The following is a 17,214-nucleotide window of genomic DNA, read 5'->3' as shown; positions in this document are numbered from 1 at the left end:
GTCAGCCTTCCGTGCGGTCGGCCTGGAGCTCGGCGAGCAGGAAGTCGCGGAACACCGCCACCCGCTTCGAGGTGCGCAGCTCCTCCGGATAGACGAAATACGCCTCGATCTTCGGCGACTCGACATTGGTCAGGATGCGCTTGATCCCCGGCCGGTCGGCGACCAGGTAATGCGGCAGCGAGGCGATGCCCAGGCCCGCCTCGACCGCATCGCGCATCGCCACCAGCGAGTTCACCTCGATCAGTGCCGGGCGCGCCGGCCCGTTGCCGCGGCCGAGCTGGGCCAGCCAGTTGATCTGCGGCACCGGCGGTCGGTAGTTGCCGAACGAGATCAGCGCATGCCCGTCGAGATCGTCGGGCGAGACCGGCGTGCCGCGCGCCGCCAGATAGGCCTCCGACGCACAGACCGGCAGGTGGATGTCGAGCAGGTGACGCTGCACCAGATCGGGCTGGCGCGGCGCGTGCATCCTGATCGCCACATCCGCCTCGCGCATGCCGAGATCGAGATCGCCATCCTCCAGCAGCAGCGTCACCGACACATCCGGATAGGTGGCGAGGAAGCGCGACAGCCGCGGCATCAGCCACGCATTGCCGAACTCGGTGGTGGTGGTGATCTTGAGCTTGCCGGCCGGGCGCTCCTTGCTCTCGGTCAGCAGCGCCTCGGTGAGGGCCAGCTTGGCGAACACCTCGCGCACGGTGCGGTTCATCGCCTCGCCCTGCTCGGTGAGGATCAGACCGCGCGCATGGCGATGAAACAGCGGCACCGCCAGCGCCTCCTCCAGCGCCGAGATCTGCCGCGAGACCGCCGACTGGCTGAGGCTGAGCACGTCGCCGGCATGGGTGAAGCTGCCGGCCTCGGCGACCGCATGGAAAATGCGCAGCTTGTCCCAGTCCATGGTCATCGGGTCTCGCTCATCGGATGTGTCGGCACGGCGGTCTCTTGCGGCTGGAGGGAAGGGGCGTCAGGAAGCGTGGATCAGCGGTTCGGCGGCCTGGCGCGGTGCCAGCCGCGGCTCGGCCTGCGCCGGCAGGTGCGACAGCCAGCGTTCGGCCTCGAGGGCCGCCATGCAGCCGGTGCCGGCGGCGGTCACCGCCTGGCGGTAGATCTTGTCGGCCACGTCGCCGGCGGCGAACACGCCCTCGATCGAGGTACGGGTGCTGCCGGGCTCGGTGAGGATGTAGCCCTCCTCGTCGAGCGCCACCTGGCCGCGGAAGATCTCCGTGGTCGGCGAGTGGCCGATGGCGACGAACACCCCGTCCACCGCCAGCTCGCGCTCGCTGCCGTCGCGCGTGTCGCGCAGCCGCACGCCGCTGACCGCGTCCGGGCCGGTGCCGTCGCCGCCGAGGATCTCCTCGACCACAGCGTTCCACTCCACCCGCACCTTGGGATGGGCGAACAGCCTCTCCTGGAGGATCTTCTCCGCTCGTAGGCTGTCGCGGCGATGGATCAGCGTGACGCGGTCCGCGTGATGGGTCAGATACAGCGCCTCCTCGACCGCGGTGTTGCCGCCGCCGATCACCGCGACGTCCTTGCCGCGGAAGAAGAACCCGTCACAGGTCGCGCAGGCCGAGACCCCGGCACCGGCGAGCCGCTTCTCCGACTCCAGCCCCAGCCAGCGCGCCTGCGCGCCTGTGGCGATGATCACGCTGCGGGCGCGGTAGACATCCCCCGAATCGCCCCTCAGCGTCAGATACCCCTCGGCGTCGCGCTCGCGCAGCGGGGCGTCGGTGATGATGTCGAACAGGATCCTCGTGCCATAGGCCGCCGCCTGCTCGGCCATCTGCTCCATCAGCCACGGCCCCTGGATCGGCTGCGCGAAGCCGGGATAGTTCTCGACCTCGGTGGTGATGGTGAGCTGGCCGCCGGGCTGGAGTCCGGCCACCAGAACGGGGGCGAGGCTGGCGCGGGCGGCATAGATCGCGGCGGTATAGCCGGCGGGGCCGGCGCCGATGATCAGCACGTCCGTGGTAAGGGTCTCGGTCATGGTCCTGCGGAAGCTTTCGTCTGGGTCCGCCCGTCTCGTCCGGCCCGCGGCGAGGCCGCACGCAACGATCGCCGGACAATACGGTTGGGTATGGCAGTCGTGCAAGGCACGCAACCCTCTGCGTGCCTTTCTGCGGCGCCGCCGATCGGCTATAGGCTCGTTCGTCAGCGTCCGGAGCATGTGTCCGGGTGCTGCCGGATCGGGCAACGCGACAAAGAAGGTGATGCAGCCGCCATCAGGCAAGGGTCTCCGGGCAGGTGCCCGGCGGGTCGAAGACGATGTCGGTGCAAGCGCACGTTGGGGGATGCAGATTTGACGGGGCGACATCGGGCGGCAGCAGCACCCCACGACCATGATTCCGACGACAGCCGGGCCGAGGGTGGCGTCGAGCTTGACGCCATCGACCGGCTGATCGTCGCCGAGCTCCAGCGCGACGGGCGCATGACCAATGTCGAACTCGCCCGGCGGGCCGGCATCTCCGCGCCGCCCTGCCTGCGCCGCCTGCGCCGGCTGGAGGATGACGGCGTCATCCGCGGCTACCGCGCCGACACCGATCCGCAGGCGCTCGGCTGGAACATCACCTTCTTCGCCCTGGTCGGCCTCGACAGCCAGAAGGAGAGCGCGCTCACCGGCTTCGAGAGCCTGGTCGCCAACTGGCCCGAAGTGCGCGAGTGCCACATGATCCGCGGCGGCGGCGATTTCCTGCTGCGCCTGCTGGCCCGCGACACCGCCCACGAGAACGAGCTCACCCGCCGTCTGACCGAGGCGCCCAACGTCAGCCGGCTGCAGACCCTGCAGACCATCCGCACCAGCCGCAACGACGCCGGCGTCCCCCTTTGATCCCTGCCGGGTCACCGGACATCTCCATCGTGGTGCCGTGCTACCGCGAGGTCGACAATGTCGGCCCGCTGGTCGCCGCCCTCGACCGCGCGCTCGCCGGGCGCGCCTGGGAGGTGATCTTCGTCGATGACGACAGCCCCGACGGCACCATCGGCGCCGTGCGCGCGCTCGCCGCGTCCGACCCGCGCGTGCGCGGCCTGCGCCGCATCGGGCGTCGCGGCCTGTCCTCGGCGGTGATCGAGGGCGCGCTGTCGTCGTCCGCACCGGTGATCGCGGTGATGGACGGTGATCTCCAGCACGACGAGACCCGCCTGCCGCAGATGATCGACGCCGTGGCCGGCGGCGGCTACGACATCGCCGTCGGTTCGCGCCATGTCGATGGCGGCACCGCCGCCGGCCTGTCCTCGCCCTGGCGCCACCGCCTCTCCGAAGGCGGCATCGGGCTGGCGCGGGCGCTGATCCGCCCGAAGCTCACCGATCCGATGAGCGGCTTCTTCGCGCTCCGCCGCGAGACCTTCGATACGCTGGCGCCGCGCCTGTCTGGGCATGGATTCAAGATCCTGCTCGACCTGGTGATGAGCGCGCCCGTGCCGCTGCGCGCCATCGAGATCCCGTTCGAGTTCCGCGCCCGCCTGGCCGGAGAGAGCAAGCTCGACGTGCTGGTGATGGTGCAGTTCCTCGCCATGCTGGTCGATCGCGCCACCGGCGGCATGCTGCCGCTGCGCTTCCTTGCCTTCGCCGCGATCGGCGCGGTCGGGGTGCTGGTCAATCTCGCGGTGCTGTTCATCGCGCGCCATCTCGGCGGCGGCTTCGTCGACGGGCAGACCGCCGGCATGCTGGTCTCCACCGCCGCCAATTTCTGGCTCAACAACGTGCTGACCTATCGCGACCGCCGCCTGCGCGGGCCGCGGCTGTGGTGGGGGCTGGCGCTGTTCATGGTGGTCTGCGGCATCGGCGGGCTGGCCAATATCGGCATCGCCTCGATGCTGGTCGCCGCCCATCACGGCTGGACGGCCGCCGCCCTCGCCGGCGCGCTGATGAGCGTGGTGTGGAACTACGCCGTTTCCTCCACCCTGGTCTGGCGCGCCCGCTGATGCTGATCGGCGCCGTCTGTGCGCTGGTCGCGCTCACCGCGCTGCGGCTGCTGGTCGCGGCCCTCACCCCGCTCTCGCCCGACGAGGCCTATTACTGGGTCTGGTCGCATCATCTCCAGACCGGCTATCTCGACCACCCGGCGATGGTCGCGCTGTGGATCCAGCTCACCACCACGCTGGCCGGCTCCTCGGCCCTCGGCATCCGCCTGTCCGCGCCGCTGTCCGCGGCCGCCGGCTCCATCGCGCTCGCCATCGCCGGCCGCGATCTCGCGACATCGCTCGGCGTCGAGCGTCCCGCGCGCGCCGGGCTGTGGGCGGCTCTCGGTCTCAACGCCACCCTCGCCCTGGGCGCCGGCAGCGTGCTCATCACCCCCGACACGCCGCTGCTGTTCTTCTGCACCCTCGCCTTGGCCGCCTGCGGGCGGGTGCTGGTCACCGACGACCCGCGCTGGTGGCTGGCGATCGGCCTGTGCCTCGGCCTCGGCCTCGACAGCAAGTACACCACCCTGCTCACCGCTCTCGGCCTGGCGGTGTGGCTGCTCGCCACCGCGCCGGGGCGACGCTGGCTGCGCACGCCGTGGCCGTTCGCAGGTGCTGCGGTCGCGCTGGCGGCCTTCGCGCCGACGCTGCTGTGGAACGCCCGCCACGGCTGGGCCAGCTTCCACAAACAGGGCGGCCGCACCGGCGCGTGGCACCCCACGCTGCGTTATCTCGGCGAGCTGGTCGGCGGCCAGATCGGCCTCGCCACCCCGCTCATCGCCCTGGTCTGGGTCCTTGGCTGCATGTGGCTGTGGCGCCGGCGCCGCCCGGCGGGTGCTGCGGCTGCCGCCACGATGCCCCCCCACGCGGCTGCCGCCACGATTCTGCTCTGCGTCATCGCCCTGCCGACCGCCGTCTTCGTCCAGCACGCGATCGGCGACCGGGTGCAGGCCAACTGGCCGGTGCTCGTCTACCCCGCCCTCGCCATCGCCGGAGGGCTGTGGTGCGTCACCCGCCCGGCGCGGTGGTCCTGGCTGCCGGCCGTCAGCCTCGCCTGCGCCGTCCCGATCGTGGCCGCGGTCTGGCTCCAGGCCACCATCGCCCCGTTCAGGCTGCCGCCGAAACAGGATGTCACCCTCGCCCGCCTCGCCGGCTGGCCGGCGCTCGCCAGCGAGATCGACCGCCTCGCCCCCGAGGGCCTGCCGATCGCCGCCGACGAGTATGGCCTCGCCTCCGAGCTCGCCTGGCACCTGCCGCAGCGGATCGTGCTCGGCGCCGAGGCGCGCTGGGCCCTGTTCGACCTGCCCGAAGTCGACCGTCAGGAGGTGGTTCTGGTGCGCCGTCTGCGCGCCAACGATCCTCCCGACCCCGCGCTCTGGGGCCAGGCGGTCCCGATCGCCGGCGTCGAGCGCTGCCGCAACGCCGAGACCTGCGCCGACCGCTACGTGCTCTACCGCGCCATCCCCGCGGATCCGCCGCTGCCGCTCGCGGTGCTGCCCTCCCGCTGAACCGCCGCGCGCCACACCCGCGCCACTGCCGCCGCCCGCCGCCGCACCAGCATCGCCGCGTCGCGCTGCGCCTCGGCCAGCGTCGTCGGACCCTCGACGATGCCGAACATTGCGCTGATCCCCGCCCCGTAGGCCCGCTCCGCCCCCTCGCCCAGCGAACCGGCGATGGCGATGGTCGCGATGCCGCGCGCCGCCGCTCGCCGCGCCACGGCGACGGGCGCCTTCCCGCGCAGGCTCTGCGCATCGAGCCGGCCCTCGCCGGTGATCACCAGATCCGCGCCCGCCAGCGCCGCATCCAGCCCCACCGCATCCAGCACCAGCCCCGCCCCGGGCCGCAGCACGCCGCCGGCGAACGCCATCAGCCCGGCCCCCAGCCCGCCCGCCGCCCCGGCCCCCGGCGCGGTCGATACCGCCTGTCCGAGATGCGCATCCAGCAATGCGCCATACCGTGCCAGCGCGGCGTCCAGCTCGGCCACCGCCGCCGCATCCGCCCCCTTCTGCGGGCCGAACACCACGCTCGCCCCGTCCGGGCCGCTGAGCGGATTGTCGACATCGCACGCCACCTCGACCACGCAGTCGCGCAGACGCGGGTCGAGTCCGCGCCTGTCGATCTCGGCCAGCCCGGCCAGGGCTGCGCCGCCGGGCGGCAGCTCGACCCCGTGTGCATCGCGCAGCGACACCCCGAGCGCCTGCGCCAGCCCCGCGCCGCCGTCATTGGTCGCCGATCCGCCGATCGCGACGATGAAGCGCCGGCAGCCCGCGTCCAATGCCGCCCGCATCATCTCGCCCACCCCGCGCGTGCTCGCCCGGCGCGGATCGCGCACCGCCTCGTCCAGCAGCGTCAGCCCCGCCGCCATCGCCATCTCGATCACCGCCAGCGGCGGCTGTCCCGGCGGCCCCGGCACGAACCCCCACACCGCCTCGACCATGCCGCCCAGCGGCCCGCTCACCCGCGTGCGGCGGCGTGTCCCGCCCAGCGCGTCGACGATCGCGTCGATCGTCCCTTCGCCCCCGTCGGCGATCGGCAGATTGCGGATCGCGACTCCGCTGTCCTGCGGCCAGACATCGCGCAGGCCCTCTGTGATCGCCTCGCCCACCGACCGCGCGTCGAGACTGCCCTTGAAGCTGTCACATGCAATGACGATACGCATCGATCGATCCCCGCCTTCGCGTCATTCACCCAATCTTAAGGGGTCCGACCGCATCCTGTCGTCCGGACGGGAGACACCATGGCGCAGCGCAAGGGCAAGTCGGACGGGGCGGTCAACATCGTCATCCGTCGCGAGGAGATCGTCGAGGACGGCCACCACGGTGGCGCGTGGAAGGTCGCGTACGCCGATTTCGTCACCGCGATGATGGCGTTCTTCCTGCTGATGTGGCTGATCAACGCCATCACCGACGACCAGCGTCGCGGCATCGCCGCCTATTTCAACCCGCTCGCCGACCGCGAGCACAGCATCGGCGGCTCTGGCATGCTGCCCAGCCAGCCCACGCCGTTCACCGCCGACAGCGCCATCGCCGAGAAGCTCGACCCCTCCAGGACCGCCGCCACCCCACAGCCCACCCATCCCGATCCGCATCCGGCGGCGAGTGCCACCACCGCGCCAGCCCCGCCGCTCGACCCCGCCCAGACCGCCACGGCACCCATCCCGGCCAGCTCCGCCGCTGCCTCGGCCGCCTCGTCGCCGGTCCCGTCGCCCGGCCCATCCGGCGGCCAGCAGGACGGCGATGACGGCGCCCGGGCCGGCCGGCCGGCGGACGATGCCGGCGGAGGGGCCGGCGCCCGTCTCGATCGCGGTACCGGCGGCGCCCCCATCATCCAGGCCGTGATGCTCGCCGGCCCCGCCCTGCATGCGGCTGCCAGGCCGGACCAGCCCGCCCCTGAAATGGCCGGAGACGGCGTAGCACCCGCCGACCGCGCTGCCGCCAGCGCGCTGCGCGACGCGCTGCGCGCCGATCCGGCACTCGCCGACAGCGCCGGACAGGTCGATGTCGCCGCCACGCCCGAGGGCCTGCGCGTGCAGATCATGGATGCCGAAAGCAAGCCGATGTTCGACAGCGGTCAGGCCGTGCCCAACCCGCGCGCCGTCGCTCTGCTGCGCCGGATCGCGCCCTGGCTCGCCCGCCTCGGCGGCCCGGTGTCGATCGACGGCCACACCGACGCAGCCCCCTATGCGGGCGGCCATCTCTCCAACTGGACATTGTCCAGCGCGCGCGCAGATGCCGCCGAGCAGGTTCTCGTCGCTGCCGGCCTGCCGGAGGCCGATGTCGCCGGCGTCACGGGCCATGCCGGGCGCGAACCACTGTTCGCCGCCGACCCGTCATCGCCCGCCAATCGCCGCATCGTGCTCACCGTCCACCGTCACCCCACATCAGAGGCCACGCGATGACCGCACCCCGTCTCATGCAGGTTCAGCCATGTTCGTCCTGATCGGCCTCGGTGTGCTGCTGGGCTGCGTGTTCGGCAGCTTCGTCGCCTCCGGAGGCGCCATCGGCCCGCTGGTGGGCGCGATGCCGTTCGAGCTGCTCACCATCCTCGGTGCCGCGATCGGCTCCTTCGTGATGGCCAACTCGATGCACGACGTCAAACACACCATCGGCGGCTTCAAGAAGGCCATCAAGGGCTCGCGCTACCGCAAGAGCGACTACATGGACCTGCTCGGCCTGCTCTACCATTTCACCCGTCTCGCCTCGTCGAAGGGCGCGATGGCGCTGGAGGCGCATATCGAGCGCCCCGACGAGAGCGCCGCCTTCCAGCACTTCCCCAAGATCGCCGCCGACCACCACATCACCCCGATGATCTGCGACTACCTGCGCATGATCGGCATGAACGCCGACGACCCGCACCAGATCGACGACGTCATGGCCCGTGAGCTCAAGAAGATGCTGGCCGAGGAGATGCACCCCTCGCATGCGCTGCAGAGCATGTCCGATGCGCTGCCGGCGCTCGGCATCGTCGCCGCCGTGCTCGGCGTCATCAAGACCATGGGCCACATCAACGAACCGCCGGCGGTGCTGGGCGAAATGATCGGCGGCGCCCTGGTCGGCACCTTCCTCGGCGTTCTGCTCGCCTACGGCATCGTCGCCCCGGTCGCCTCGCGCATCCGTGCGGTGGTGCTGGAAGAGGCGAAATACCCCGAACTGATCCGCGCCGTGCTCGTCGCACACCTGCACGGCAATCCGCCGCAGGTCAGCATCGAGAGCGGCCGCAAGATGGTACCCAGCGAGCACATGCCGAGCTTCGCCGAGCTGGAGACGTCGGTGCAGGAGCTCAAGATCGAGTAGGACCTTCTTTTTCTGAAGAAAAAGAAGCAAAAAGACTTCTGGAATTTTCTGGCAGGGCTTGGGGAAACGCGAGCCTTCCAACCACTTCAGCGGACGAAAGTTCTTTGGTTCTTTCTTTCAAGAAAGAACGTCTTTTCTCTACTGCAATATCCCGAACGTCACCGTGCTGCGCACCTCGATCTGCCGGTCCCCGGCCGAGACCTCGGCCTTCGCCGCCATCGGCGCTGCCATGCGCGCATACAGCACCGGCCGGCCGCCGCCGAACAGGTCGGAGGCCGGCGCCTCGCCGCCGTGGGCCTCGAATCCGTTGATGCGCAACGTCGGGCCGAGCCTGTCGCCCACCCCCGACAGCAGCGCCTCGGCGTGGCGCTTCGCTTCCGCCGTCGCCTTCGGCAGGCAGGCATCGATCGCCTGCTGGCGCTTGCCTTCCGACACATACACCGCCATCGGCGCGATCTCGTCCGCGCTCGCCACCGCATCCATCGCCCGACCCAGGCCAGCGATGTCGCTGCTGTCGAGCTGCAACCCGGCCCGCGCCTGGTACTGGAACCCCGTGGGCCCCTTCGGCCCGTCGATGGGCTGCTTGTCGATCTGCACCCCGTTGCTCTCGATGGCGGCATCGGCCAGGTGCAGCCCGTCCAGCCGCCCGCGCAGCGTGGCGAGGGCCGCGGTGGCCTCCGCACTCGCGCGGCCGGCGCTCGATTCGGTGCGCTGGGTCCAGATCGTCAGCCGTCCGCGATCGGGTGCGACCAGTGCGGTGCATCCTCCCTCCGCCGAGACGCTGCGTTCGTGTGCAGGCGGCGAGGTCTGCGCCATCGCGGGCGCAGCCCAGATCAGCGACAAGGCGAGGAGGGTTCTGGCTGTCATGGCGCAAGGCTAGGCTCGTCGCCGCATCGCTGTCCAATCGCCGGTGATGGATTTCCTCGCGCCGGATTGATACGACACTCCCTTGTGAGGACGATGCACAGGGAAAAAACCGGACCCATGACCACCGCATCCGCCACCACCGACTGGGATCGGGATGCGGCGCTGACCACGGCGAAGCTCCTGCTCGAGATCAAGGCGGTCAATTTCCGACCCGAGGAACCCTACACGCTCACCTCCGGCTGGAAGTCGCCCGTCTATATCGACTGCCGGCGCATCATCTTCTTCCCCCGCGCGCGCACCAAGATCGTCGAGCTCGGGGTCGAGAAGATCGGCCGCCACATCGGCTACGAGTCGATCGACGTCGTCGCCGGCGGCGAGACCGCCGGCATCCCGTTCGCCGCCTGGATCGCCGACCGCATGGCAGCTCCCATGGCCTATGTGCGCAAGAAGCCCAAGGGTTTCGGCCGCAACGCCCTGATCGAGGGCGACGTGCCGGAGGGCCGCCGCACCCTGCTGGTCGAGGACCTCACCACCGATGGTGCTTCCAAGATCCAGTTCGCCAACGCGCTGCGCGAGGCCGGCGCGCTGGTCAACCACGCCTTCGTGGTGTTCTTCTACGGCGTCTTTCCCGGCGCGCATCGCGTGCTCGCCGACATGGACGTCTCGCTGCATGCGCTGTGCACCTGGTGGGACGTGCTCGAGGCCTGCGCCGGCCGCCCCTATTTCTCCGAATCCGCCTCCGCCGAGGTGCGCCGCTTCCTCGAGGATCCGTGCGGCTGGTCGGCGAAACACGGCGGCGTCGCCAGCCTCGAGGAAGCGCAGGCCCACAAGCTCGGCAAGAAACCCTGAACCGGGTGAGATGCGCGTCCTCGTCTTCGATTCCGGCATCGGCGGCCTCGGCATCGTCGGCGCCCTGCGCCAGACCCTGCCCGAGGCCACGATCGGCTTCGTCGCCGACAACGCCGCCTTTCCCTATGGCGAGAAACCCGATGACTGGCTGGTCGAGCGCATCGGCGCGGTGATCGGCGCCGCGATCGAGCGTCTGCGCCCCGATCTGGCGGTGATCGCCTGCAACACTGCCTCCACCCTCGCGCTGGGTGCCCTGCGCGCGCGTTTCGACCTGCCCTTCGTCGGCGTGGTGCCGCCGATCAAATGGGCGGCGGCCGAAAGCCGCTCGCGGGTGATCGGCCTGCTCGCCACCGCCGCCACCGTCCGCCGCGGCTATCTGGCTGATCTGCAGTCCGCCTACGCGCCCGACTGCACCTTGATCGCCCATGGCGCGCGGGGCCTCGCCGACCTCGCCGAGCAACGCTTCCGCACCGGTCTCGACCTGCCCCCCGACCCAGGATTGCTGGACGCGATCCGCACCGAGCTGCACCAGCTCTTCGCCCGCCCCGACGGCGCGCGGGTCGACGTGGTGGCGATCGGCTGCACCCATTATACCTTCCTGCTCGACGCGCTCGCCGAGGCCGCACCGCAATGCGGGGCAGGGGGCCCGATTCTCTGGCTCGACCCCGCCGGCCCCGTCGCCCGCCATGCCGCCCGTCTTGCCGAGGATCTGGTCAAAGGAGCGGAAGCGCAGGTGGCCGATCTCGCCCTGTTCACCGGCCCGGTCCCCGATTCCCGAACCGTGGGGCTGGCGCGCTTCGGCTTCGATGGGGTCGGGATGCTCGACGTCGCCATGGCCCACTGGCCGGCCTGACGCCCCGTTCGCCGAGTCGCACCCGGTGTGCACGACCTGTTCCGTGGCCCGGGTACCACAGCCGTCTGGTTGTGAGGAGCGGGGATAACGGGGGTGCCGGTCATAACCCCGCGACCGTATTGCAACTTTCATCCCCAGCCCGGCGCTGCCTTGAGTTCGAGGCTCCGCAATCGCATATCTAGTGTTGAAACCGCAGCGCCGACGCGAGATGTTGCGTCTGACGCTGTTCCCGCCGCGACGGGACACCCTGCCAGAAACGGGTCGCAGACCCCCGCCGGAGACATGCCGATGAGCCTTGAGGACTCCTCTTCCTTCGCCTCGGACGCAGACCTCGCCACCCGCGGCGGGTTGCTGTCGCAGCTTCTCGACGCGCTGCCCGAGAGCACTGAGGCGACCCTGCATGCCCCGGCCGAGGAGGCGCGCGGCGCCGGTCTGGTCGATGCGGTGCAGTTCGAGGGCCGTCCGCAGGTGATCGTCGACCGCTCGCGCGACTCGCTGCTGACCGATTTCGGCCGCTCGACGCTCGACAACCGCTACCTGATGCCCGGCGAGAGCTATCAGGACCTGTTCGCCCGCGTCGCCAGTTACTACGCCGACGATCAGCCCCACGCCCAGCGCCTGTACGACTACATCTCGCGGCTGTGGTTCATGCCCGCCACCCCGGTGCTCAGCAATGGCGGCACCTCGCGCGGCCTGCCGATCTCGTGCTTCCTCAACGAGGCCACCGACTCGCTCGAGGGCATCGTCGGGCTGTGGAACGAGAATGTCTGGCTGGCGTCCAAGGGCGGCGGCATCGGCTCCTACTGGGGCAACCTGCGCTCGATCGGCGAGAAGGTCGGCGTGATCGGCAAGACCTCCGGCGTGATCCCCTTCATCCGCGTCATGGACAGCCTCACCCTGGCCATCAGCCAGGGCTCGCTGCGTCGCGGATCGGCGGCGGTCTACCTGCCGATCTGGCATCCCGAGATCGAGGAATTCATCGAGATGCGCCGCCCCACCGGCGGCGACCCGAACCGCAAGGCGCTGAACCTGCATCACGGCATCCTGGTGTCCGACGCCTTCATGCGCGCCGTCGAGCGTGACGAGGAATGGGCGCTGGTCTCGCCCAAGGACGGCAGCCACATCCGCAAGGTCTCGGCGCGGGGCTTGTGGATCCGCCTGCTCACCGCGCGCATGGAGCAGGGCGAGCCCTACATCATCTACTCCGACCACGTGAACAAGGCGCGCCCCGAGCATCACAAGCTCGCCGGCCTCGAGGTCAAGACCTCCAACCTGTGCGCCGAGATCACCCTGCCCACCGGCATCGACCATCACGGCCAGCAGCGCACCGCCGTGTGCTGCCTCTCCAGCCTCAATCTCGAGACCTGGTTCGAGTGGAAGGACGACCCCCGCTTCATCGAGGACGTCATGCGCTTCCTCGACAACGTGCTGCAGGATTTCATCGACCGTGCGCCCGACGAGATGGCCCGCGCCAAATACGCCGCCGCCCGCGAGCGCTCGGTCGGCCTGGGCGTGATGGGCTATCACTCCTTCCTGCAGGCCAACAACGTGCCGTTCGAGAGTGCCATCGCCAAGGTGTGGAACATGCGCATGTTCCGCCACATCCGCGCCCAGGCCGACGCCGCCTCACGCACGCTCGCCGAGGAACGCGGCGCCTGCCCCGATGCCGAGGAATACGGTGTGATGGAGCGATTCTCCCACAAGCTCGCCATCGCGCCGACCGCCTCGATTTCCATCATCGCCGGCAACGCTTCCCCCGGCATCGAGCCGATCGCCGCCAACGTGTTCCTGCAGAAGACGCTGTCGGGCAGCTTCACGGTCCGCAACCGCCATCTGCAGAAGCTGCTGGCCGAGAAGGGCCAGGACAACGACGCCGTGTGGTCGTCGATCACGCTCAACAAGGGCTCCGTGCAGCATCTCGACTTCCTCGACCAGCAGGAAAAGGATGTCTTCAAGACCGCCTTCGAGCTCGACCAGCGCTGGGTGATCGAGCACGCCGCCGACCGCACGCCGTTCATCTGCCAGAGCCAGTCGATCAACGTGTTCCTGCCGGCCGACGTCCACAAGCGCGACCTGCACCAGATCCACCACCTGGCCTGGAAGCGTGGCGTCAAATCGCTCTACTACTGCCGCAGCCTGTCGATCCAGCGCGCCGACACCGTCTCCGACATGCTGGCCAAGCCGACCTCGATGATGGACGCACCCGCGCCGGCCAAGCCCGCCAATTACGAAGAGTGCCTGGCCTGTCAGTGACTTTCTTCTTTTTCTGAAGAAAAAGAAGCAAAAAGACTTTTGTCCGTTTCTGGGCGGTTCGGATGCGCAAAGGCGATTCCGAACCACCCGAAATTTTGAAAGTTCTTTGGTTCTTTCTTTCAAGAAAGAACATTCTTCCCCTCTTTCCTGAACGAGACCAAAGATGAGCATCGACACCGATATCATCCCCGTCGCCACCACCCCGGCCCGCTTCGACCTGCTGACCGAGAACCCGGTCTACAAGCCGTTCCGCTACCCGTGGGCATATGAGGCGTGGCACACCCAGCAGCGCGTGCACTGGCTGCCGGAGGAAGTTCCGCTCGCCGACGATGTGAAAGACTGGCACCGCAACCTCTCCGACACGGAGCGCAATCTGGTCACCCAGATCTTCCGCTTCTTCACCCAGTCGGATGTCGAGGTGAACAACTGCTACATGAAGCATTACAGCCAGGTGTTCAAACCCACCGAAGTGCTGATGATGCTGTCTGCGTTCTCCAACATCGAGACCATCCACATCGCCGCCTACAGCCATCTGCTCGACACCATCGGCATGCCCGAGGTCGAGTATTCCGCCTTCCTCCAGTACAAGGAGATGAAGGACAAATACGACTACATGCAGGGCTTCTCGGTGTCGTCGAAACACGAGATCGCCAAGACGCTCGCCGCCTTCGGCGCCTTTACCGAGGGGCTCCAGCTCTTCGCCTCGTTCGCGATCCTGCTGAATTTCCCGCGCTTCAACAAGATGAAGGGCATGGGCCAGATCGTCACCTGGTCGGTGCGCGACGAGACGCTGCACTGCCTGTCGATCATCCGGCTGTTCCGCACCTTCGTGCAGGAAAACCCCGAGATCTGGACCGAGCAGCTCCGAAGCGAGATCACCGAAGTCTGCGCCACCATCGTCGAACACGAGGATTCCTTCATCGACCTCGCCTTCGAGATGGGCTCGGTCGAGGGCCTCGATGCCGACCAGGTCAAGCGCTACATCCGCTTCATCGCCGACCGTCGCCTGATGCAGCTCGGTCTCGATCCGCTCTACAACATCGAGAGCAATCCGCTGCCCTGGCTCGACGACATGCTCAACGCCATCGAGCATGCCAACTTCTTCGAGAACCGCGCCACCGAATACAGCCGCGCCTCGACCGCCGGCACCTGGGAAGAGGCGTTCGAGGAGAGCGTGTTCGAGACCGCCCCCGGCTGAGGGCGATCAGGCGCTCTCGAGCGCCGTCACCCTGCCGAGAATGTCGAGATAGCCGGCGGCATTCCACGCTGACCGGCCGATGAACAGCCCGTCGATATTCGGGCACGCGGCCAGCTCGGCGCAATTGCCGGGATTGACCGATCCGCCATACAGACAGGCGATGTCGTGGCCCGGACAGACCTCCCGGGCCACGCCCATGATCCGGGCATGGCGCGCATCGGCATAATCCGGGCTCGCCGGCGTGCCGCCCTCGCCGATCGCCCAGACCGGCTCATAGGCCAGCAGCACCGTCGCGCGCGCGAACCCCTCGCGGATCGGCTCGAGGGCCGCGCGCACCTGGGCTGCCAGCACCTCGTCCGCCCGTCCCGCCCGCTTGTCGGCCTCGTGCTCGCCGACACAGATCAGCGGTGTGAGGCCGTGCCGCAGGGCAGCGGCGGTCTTGCGCCCCACCATGGCATCGGTTTCGCCGAAATGCGTCCGCCGTTCGGAATGGCCCAGCTCCACGAGATCGATCCCGCACTCGACCAGCATCGGCGGCGAGATCTCCCCCGTCCATGCCCCCTGATCCGCCCAGTGCATGTTCTGCGCACCCACCTTGACCGGCGTTGCCGCAAGTCTGCGCGCCACCTCGCGCACGGCGGTGAATGGCGGGATCACGAACGGCTGCAGGCGCGGATCGTCCAGCGCCGCCGCCCCGCCGATCGCGTCGCAGAACGCCTCCGCCTCGGCCAGCGTCTTGTTCATCTTCCAGCTCGTGCCGACCCAGAATCGCCGCGCGCTCATGCCGGCAGGCTCTCGGTAGCCAGCGCCTCGCCGATCACCCGCGTCGCCAGCGCCAGCGACAGCGCGCCTGCATCCGGATGCCCCTTGCTGCGCTCGCCATGCGTGCGCGCCCGGCCCAGCCGCGGCAGCAGCGCGCGCGTCGCTTCCGCCGCCTCCTGCGCGGCCGTTGCGGCCGCCTGCCAGGCCTCCACCCCCGGCTTCTTGTGTGCGAGCTGCGCGTGCAGCACGTCCACGAACGGTGCGAGCGCATCCATCAACGTCTTGTCGCCCACCTTCGCGCCGCCGAGTTCGGCGATCCGCTGCATCGCCCGTGCCGCGCCCTCTGCCAGCGTCTCGATCGTCGCGGGCCGCTCGTCGTCGAGCGCGGTGCTGAACGCCCGCAGCCCCTCGCCCCACAGCGCCCCCGACGTGCCGCCGGCGCGATCCGCCCAGGCATCGGCCGCGGCCCCCAGCACCGAGCGCGCACCACCGCCCTCGCGGCTGACCCGCGCGGCCTCCTGTGCCGCCGCCGCCGAGCCACGTGCCATGCCCTGGCCGTGATCGCCGTCACCGGCCTGCGCATCGATGCGTCCGAGTTCGGCCTCCGCCTCGGCCAGCGCCCCGGCGAGACGGTCCAGTGCCGCCGCGACGCACGCGCCGCCGCGGCGCCCCGCCGCGCTCGCCGCCTGCGTCACCTCCATGGCGGCGGCGACCGGCCGCGCGATCCGCGCCGGCGCCTCGCCCGCGACCGCCCCACGCGCCAGGACCGGCGCGCGCACCGCCGCCCGCCACAGCGGCTCGAGCTCGTCATCGAGCCAGGTCACCGTCAGCGAACAGCCAGCCATCTCCAGGCTGGTGATGTATTCGCCCACCAGCGGCGCGACGAGCGTGATCCCGGCCTGGTGGAACCGCGCCCCGAGCTGCGCCCACAGCACGAACAGTTCCTCGTATTTGGTGCTGCCAAGCCCGTTGAGCAGCACGGCCACCCGTGTTCCCGCCCCCTCCGGCGCCTCGCGCAGCACGCGCTCGGCCATCAGCGCGGCGAGCTCGTCCGCCGGCGGGATCGGCGTCTCGTCGATGCCCGGCTCGCCATGCACGCCCAGGCCCAGCGCCATGCGCCCCCTCGGCACGCTGAACAGCGTCTCCGGCTCGCCGGGAATGGTGCAGCCGCCGAACGCGACACCGAAGGTGCGGGTGCGCTCGTTGGCCAGCCGGCCGATCCGCTCGACCTCGTCGAGCGACAGTCCGGCCTCGGCGGCGGCCGAGGTGATCTTGAACACCGGCAGGTCGCCGGCGATGCCGCGACGGCGCTGCCGCTCCGCTTCCGGCGCGCTGGCGACATCGTCGGTGATCGCCAGGATGCGCGCATCGATCCCCTCGTCGCGCAGCCGCTCGGCGGCGATGCCGAAATTCAGCACGTCGCCTGCATAGTTGCCGAATCCGAGGATCACGCCGCCGCCCCGGCTCGCCTCGCGCGCGACGTTGATGATCGCCTGCGTCGAGGGCGAGGCGAACACGTCGCCCGCCACCGCCGCATCGGCGAAACCTTCGCCGACATAGCCGGCAAACGCCGGGTAATGTCCCGAGCCGCCGCCGACGACGACGGCGACCTTGCCGTCGCGCCCCGGTGCGCTGCGCACCACGCCGCCGCGCACGGGGCGCACCAGATCCGCATGCGCGAGACAGAAACCCTCCAGCGCGGCCGCGGCAAAATCGGCGGCGTCACCACAGATATGCGTCAT

At 69.8% G+C, this 17,214-nt stretch carries 15 protein-coding genes; 9 read left to right on the top strand and 6 right to left on the bottom strand.

The genetic code is table 11. The features are described from left to right. Position 1: 1 nt before the first annotated feature. On the bottom strand, positions 2-895 hold the full coding sequence (locus tag FHR90_RS00165; RefSeq protein WP_176625286.1) for a LysR family transcriptional regulator: 894 nt from the start codon (positions 893-895) through the stop codon (positions 2-4). A 66-nt stretch (positions 896-961) separates the two neighbouring features. Then, positions 962-1,984: a thioredoxin-disulfide reductase gene (gene trxB, locus FHR90_RS00160; RefSeq protein WP_176625280.1), complete on the bottom strand. Its 1,023-nt coding sequence runs from the start codon at positions 1,982-1,984 to the stop codon at positions 962-964. A gap of 399 nt (positions 1,985-2,383) precedes the next feature. Between trxB and FHR90_RS17280 the strand changes: the two genes are divergently transcribed. From FHR90_RS17280 to FHR90_RS00145, 3 genes are read left to right on the top strand one after another with little or no spacing between them, the layout of a single operon-like run. After that, complete coding sequence (locus FHR90_RS17280) at positions 2,384-2,824, top strand: Lrp/AsnC family transcriptional regulator (protein ID WP_266152685.1); 441 nt, start codon at positions 2,384-2,386, stop codon at positions 2,822-2,824. Beyond that, positions 2,821-3,918 carry a glycosyltransferase gene (locus FHR90_RS00150; RefSeq protein WP_183274556.1) on the top strand — a complete coding sequence of 366 codons (1,098 nt, stop codon included), beginning with the start codon at positions 2,821-2,823 and terminating at the stop codon, positions 3,916-3,918. The genes FHR90_RS17280 and FHR90_RS00150 overlap by 4 nt, the downstream gene beginning before the upstream one ends. Beyond that, on the top strand, positions 3,918-5,405 hold the full coding sequence (locus tag FHR90_RS00145; protein WP_183274555.1) for an ArnT family glycosyltransferase: 1,488 nt from the start codon (positions 3,918-3,920) through the stop codon (positions 5,403-5,405). The genes FHR90_RS00150 and FHR90_RS00145 overlap by 1 nt, the downstream gene beginning before the upstream one ends. Here FHR90_RS00145 and FHR90_RS00140 read toward each other — a convergent pair. Further along, positions 5,348-6,556: a glycerate kinase gene (locus FHR90_RS00140; RefSeq protein WP_183274554.1), complete on the bottom strand. Its 1,209-nt coding sequence runs from the start codon at positions 6,554-6,556 to the stop codon at positions 5,348-5,350. The genes FHR90_RS00145 and FHR90_RS00140 overlap by 58 nt on opposite strands. Before the next feature lie 78 nt (positions 6,557-6,634). Here FHR90_RS00140 and FHR90_RS00135 point away from each other — a divergent pair, with 78 nt between their 5' ends. Beyond that, the gene (locus FHR90_RS00135) at positions 6,635-7,795 is read left to right on the top strand and encodes a flagellar motor protein MotB (protein ID WP_183274553.1); all 1,161 of its coding nucleotides are present in this window, start codon (positions 6,635-6,637) and stop codon (positions 7,793-7,795) included. A gap of 28 nt (positions 7,796-7,823) precedes the next feature. Beyond that, positions 7,824-8,690 (top strand): flagellar motor stator protein MotA, encoded by an 867-nt coding sequence (gene motA, locus FHR90_RS00130; RefSeq protein WP_176623341.1) that lies wholly within the window; start codon positions 7,824-7,826, stop codon positions 8,688-8,690. 138 nt (positions 8,691-8,828) lie between these two features. Here motA and FHR90_RS00125 read toward each other — a convergent pair whose 3' ends face one another. Further along, positions 8,829-9,557, bottom strand: a complete 729-nt coding sequence (locus FHR90_RS00125; RefSeq protein WP_176623342.1) for an SIMPL domain-containing protein — start codon at positions 9,555-9,557, stop codon at positions 8,829-8,831. A 117-nt stretch (positions 9,558-9,674) separates the two neighbouring features. Here FHR90_RS00125 and FHR90_RS00120 point away from each other — a divergent pair, with 117 nt between their 5' ends. The 4 genes from FHR90_RS00120 to FHR90_RS00105 all read left to right on the top strand — a co-directional run bounded on the left by FHR90_RS00120 (position 9,675) and on the right by FHR90_RS00105 (position 14,710). Further along, positions 9,675-10,406 (top strand): orotate phosphoribosyltransferase, encoded by a 732-nt coding sequence (locus FHR90_RS00120; protein WP_246329928.1) that lies wholly within the window; start codon positions 9,675-9,677, stop codon positions 10,404-10,406. 10 nt (positions 10,407-10,416) lie between these two features. Beyond that, the gene (locus FHR90_RS00115; protein ID WP_176623344.1) at positions 10,417-11,259 is read left to right on the top strand and encodes a glutamate racemase; all 843 of its coding nucleotides are present in this window, start codon (positions 10,417-10,419) and stop codon (positions 11,257-11,259) included. A gap of 288 nt (positions 11,260-11,547) precedes the next feature. Next, a complete protein-coding gene (locus FHR90_RS00110) occupies positions 11,548-13,512 on the top strand; it encodes a ribonucleoside-diphosphate reductase subunit alpha (protein WP_176623345.1) in 1,965 nt (654 codons plus the stop codon). 163 nt (positions 13,513-13,675) lie between these two features. Further along, positions 13,676-14,710 (top strand): ribonucleotide-diphosphate reductase subunit beta, encoded by a 1,035-nt coding sequence (locus FHR90_RS00105; protein WP_176623346.1) that lies wholly within the window; start codon positions 13,676-13,678, stop codon positions 14,708-14,710. Between the two features lie 6 nt (positions 14,711-14,716). On the opposite strand, the gene FHR90_RS00100 is transcribed toward FHR90_RS00105, so the two are convergent. Next, positions 14,717-15,493 (bottom strand): triose-phosphate isomerase, encoded by a 777-nt coding sequence (locus FHR90_RS00100; RefSeq protein ID WP_183274552.1) that lies wholly within the window; start codon positions 15,491-15,493, stop codon positions 14,717-14,719. Then, positions 15,490-17,214, bottom strand: coding sequence for a dihydroxyacetone kinase family protein (locus FHR90_RS00095; RefSeq protein WP_183274551.1), 1,725 nt, complete (start codon positions 17,212-17,214; stop codon positions 15,490-15,492). Before FHR90_RS00095 ends, FHR90_RS00100 begins: the two co-directional genes overlap by 4 nt.

This window comes from Endobacter medicaginis, from assembly GCF_014192375.1.
In the GTDB taxonomy this organism is placed as follows: Bacteria; Pseudomonadota; Alphaproteobacteria; order Acetobacterales; family Acetobacteraceae; genus Endobacter; species Endobacter medicaginis.
Note: the sequence above shows the minus strand (reverse complement) of the source record. Positions and strands in the feature narration are given on the sequence as shown.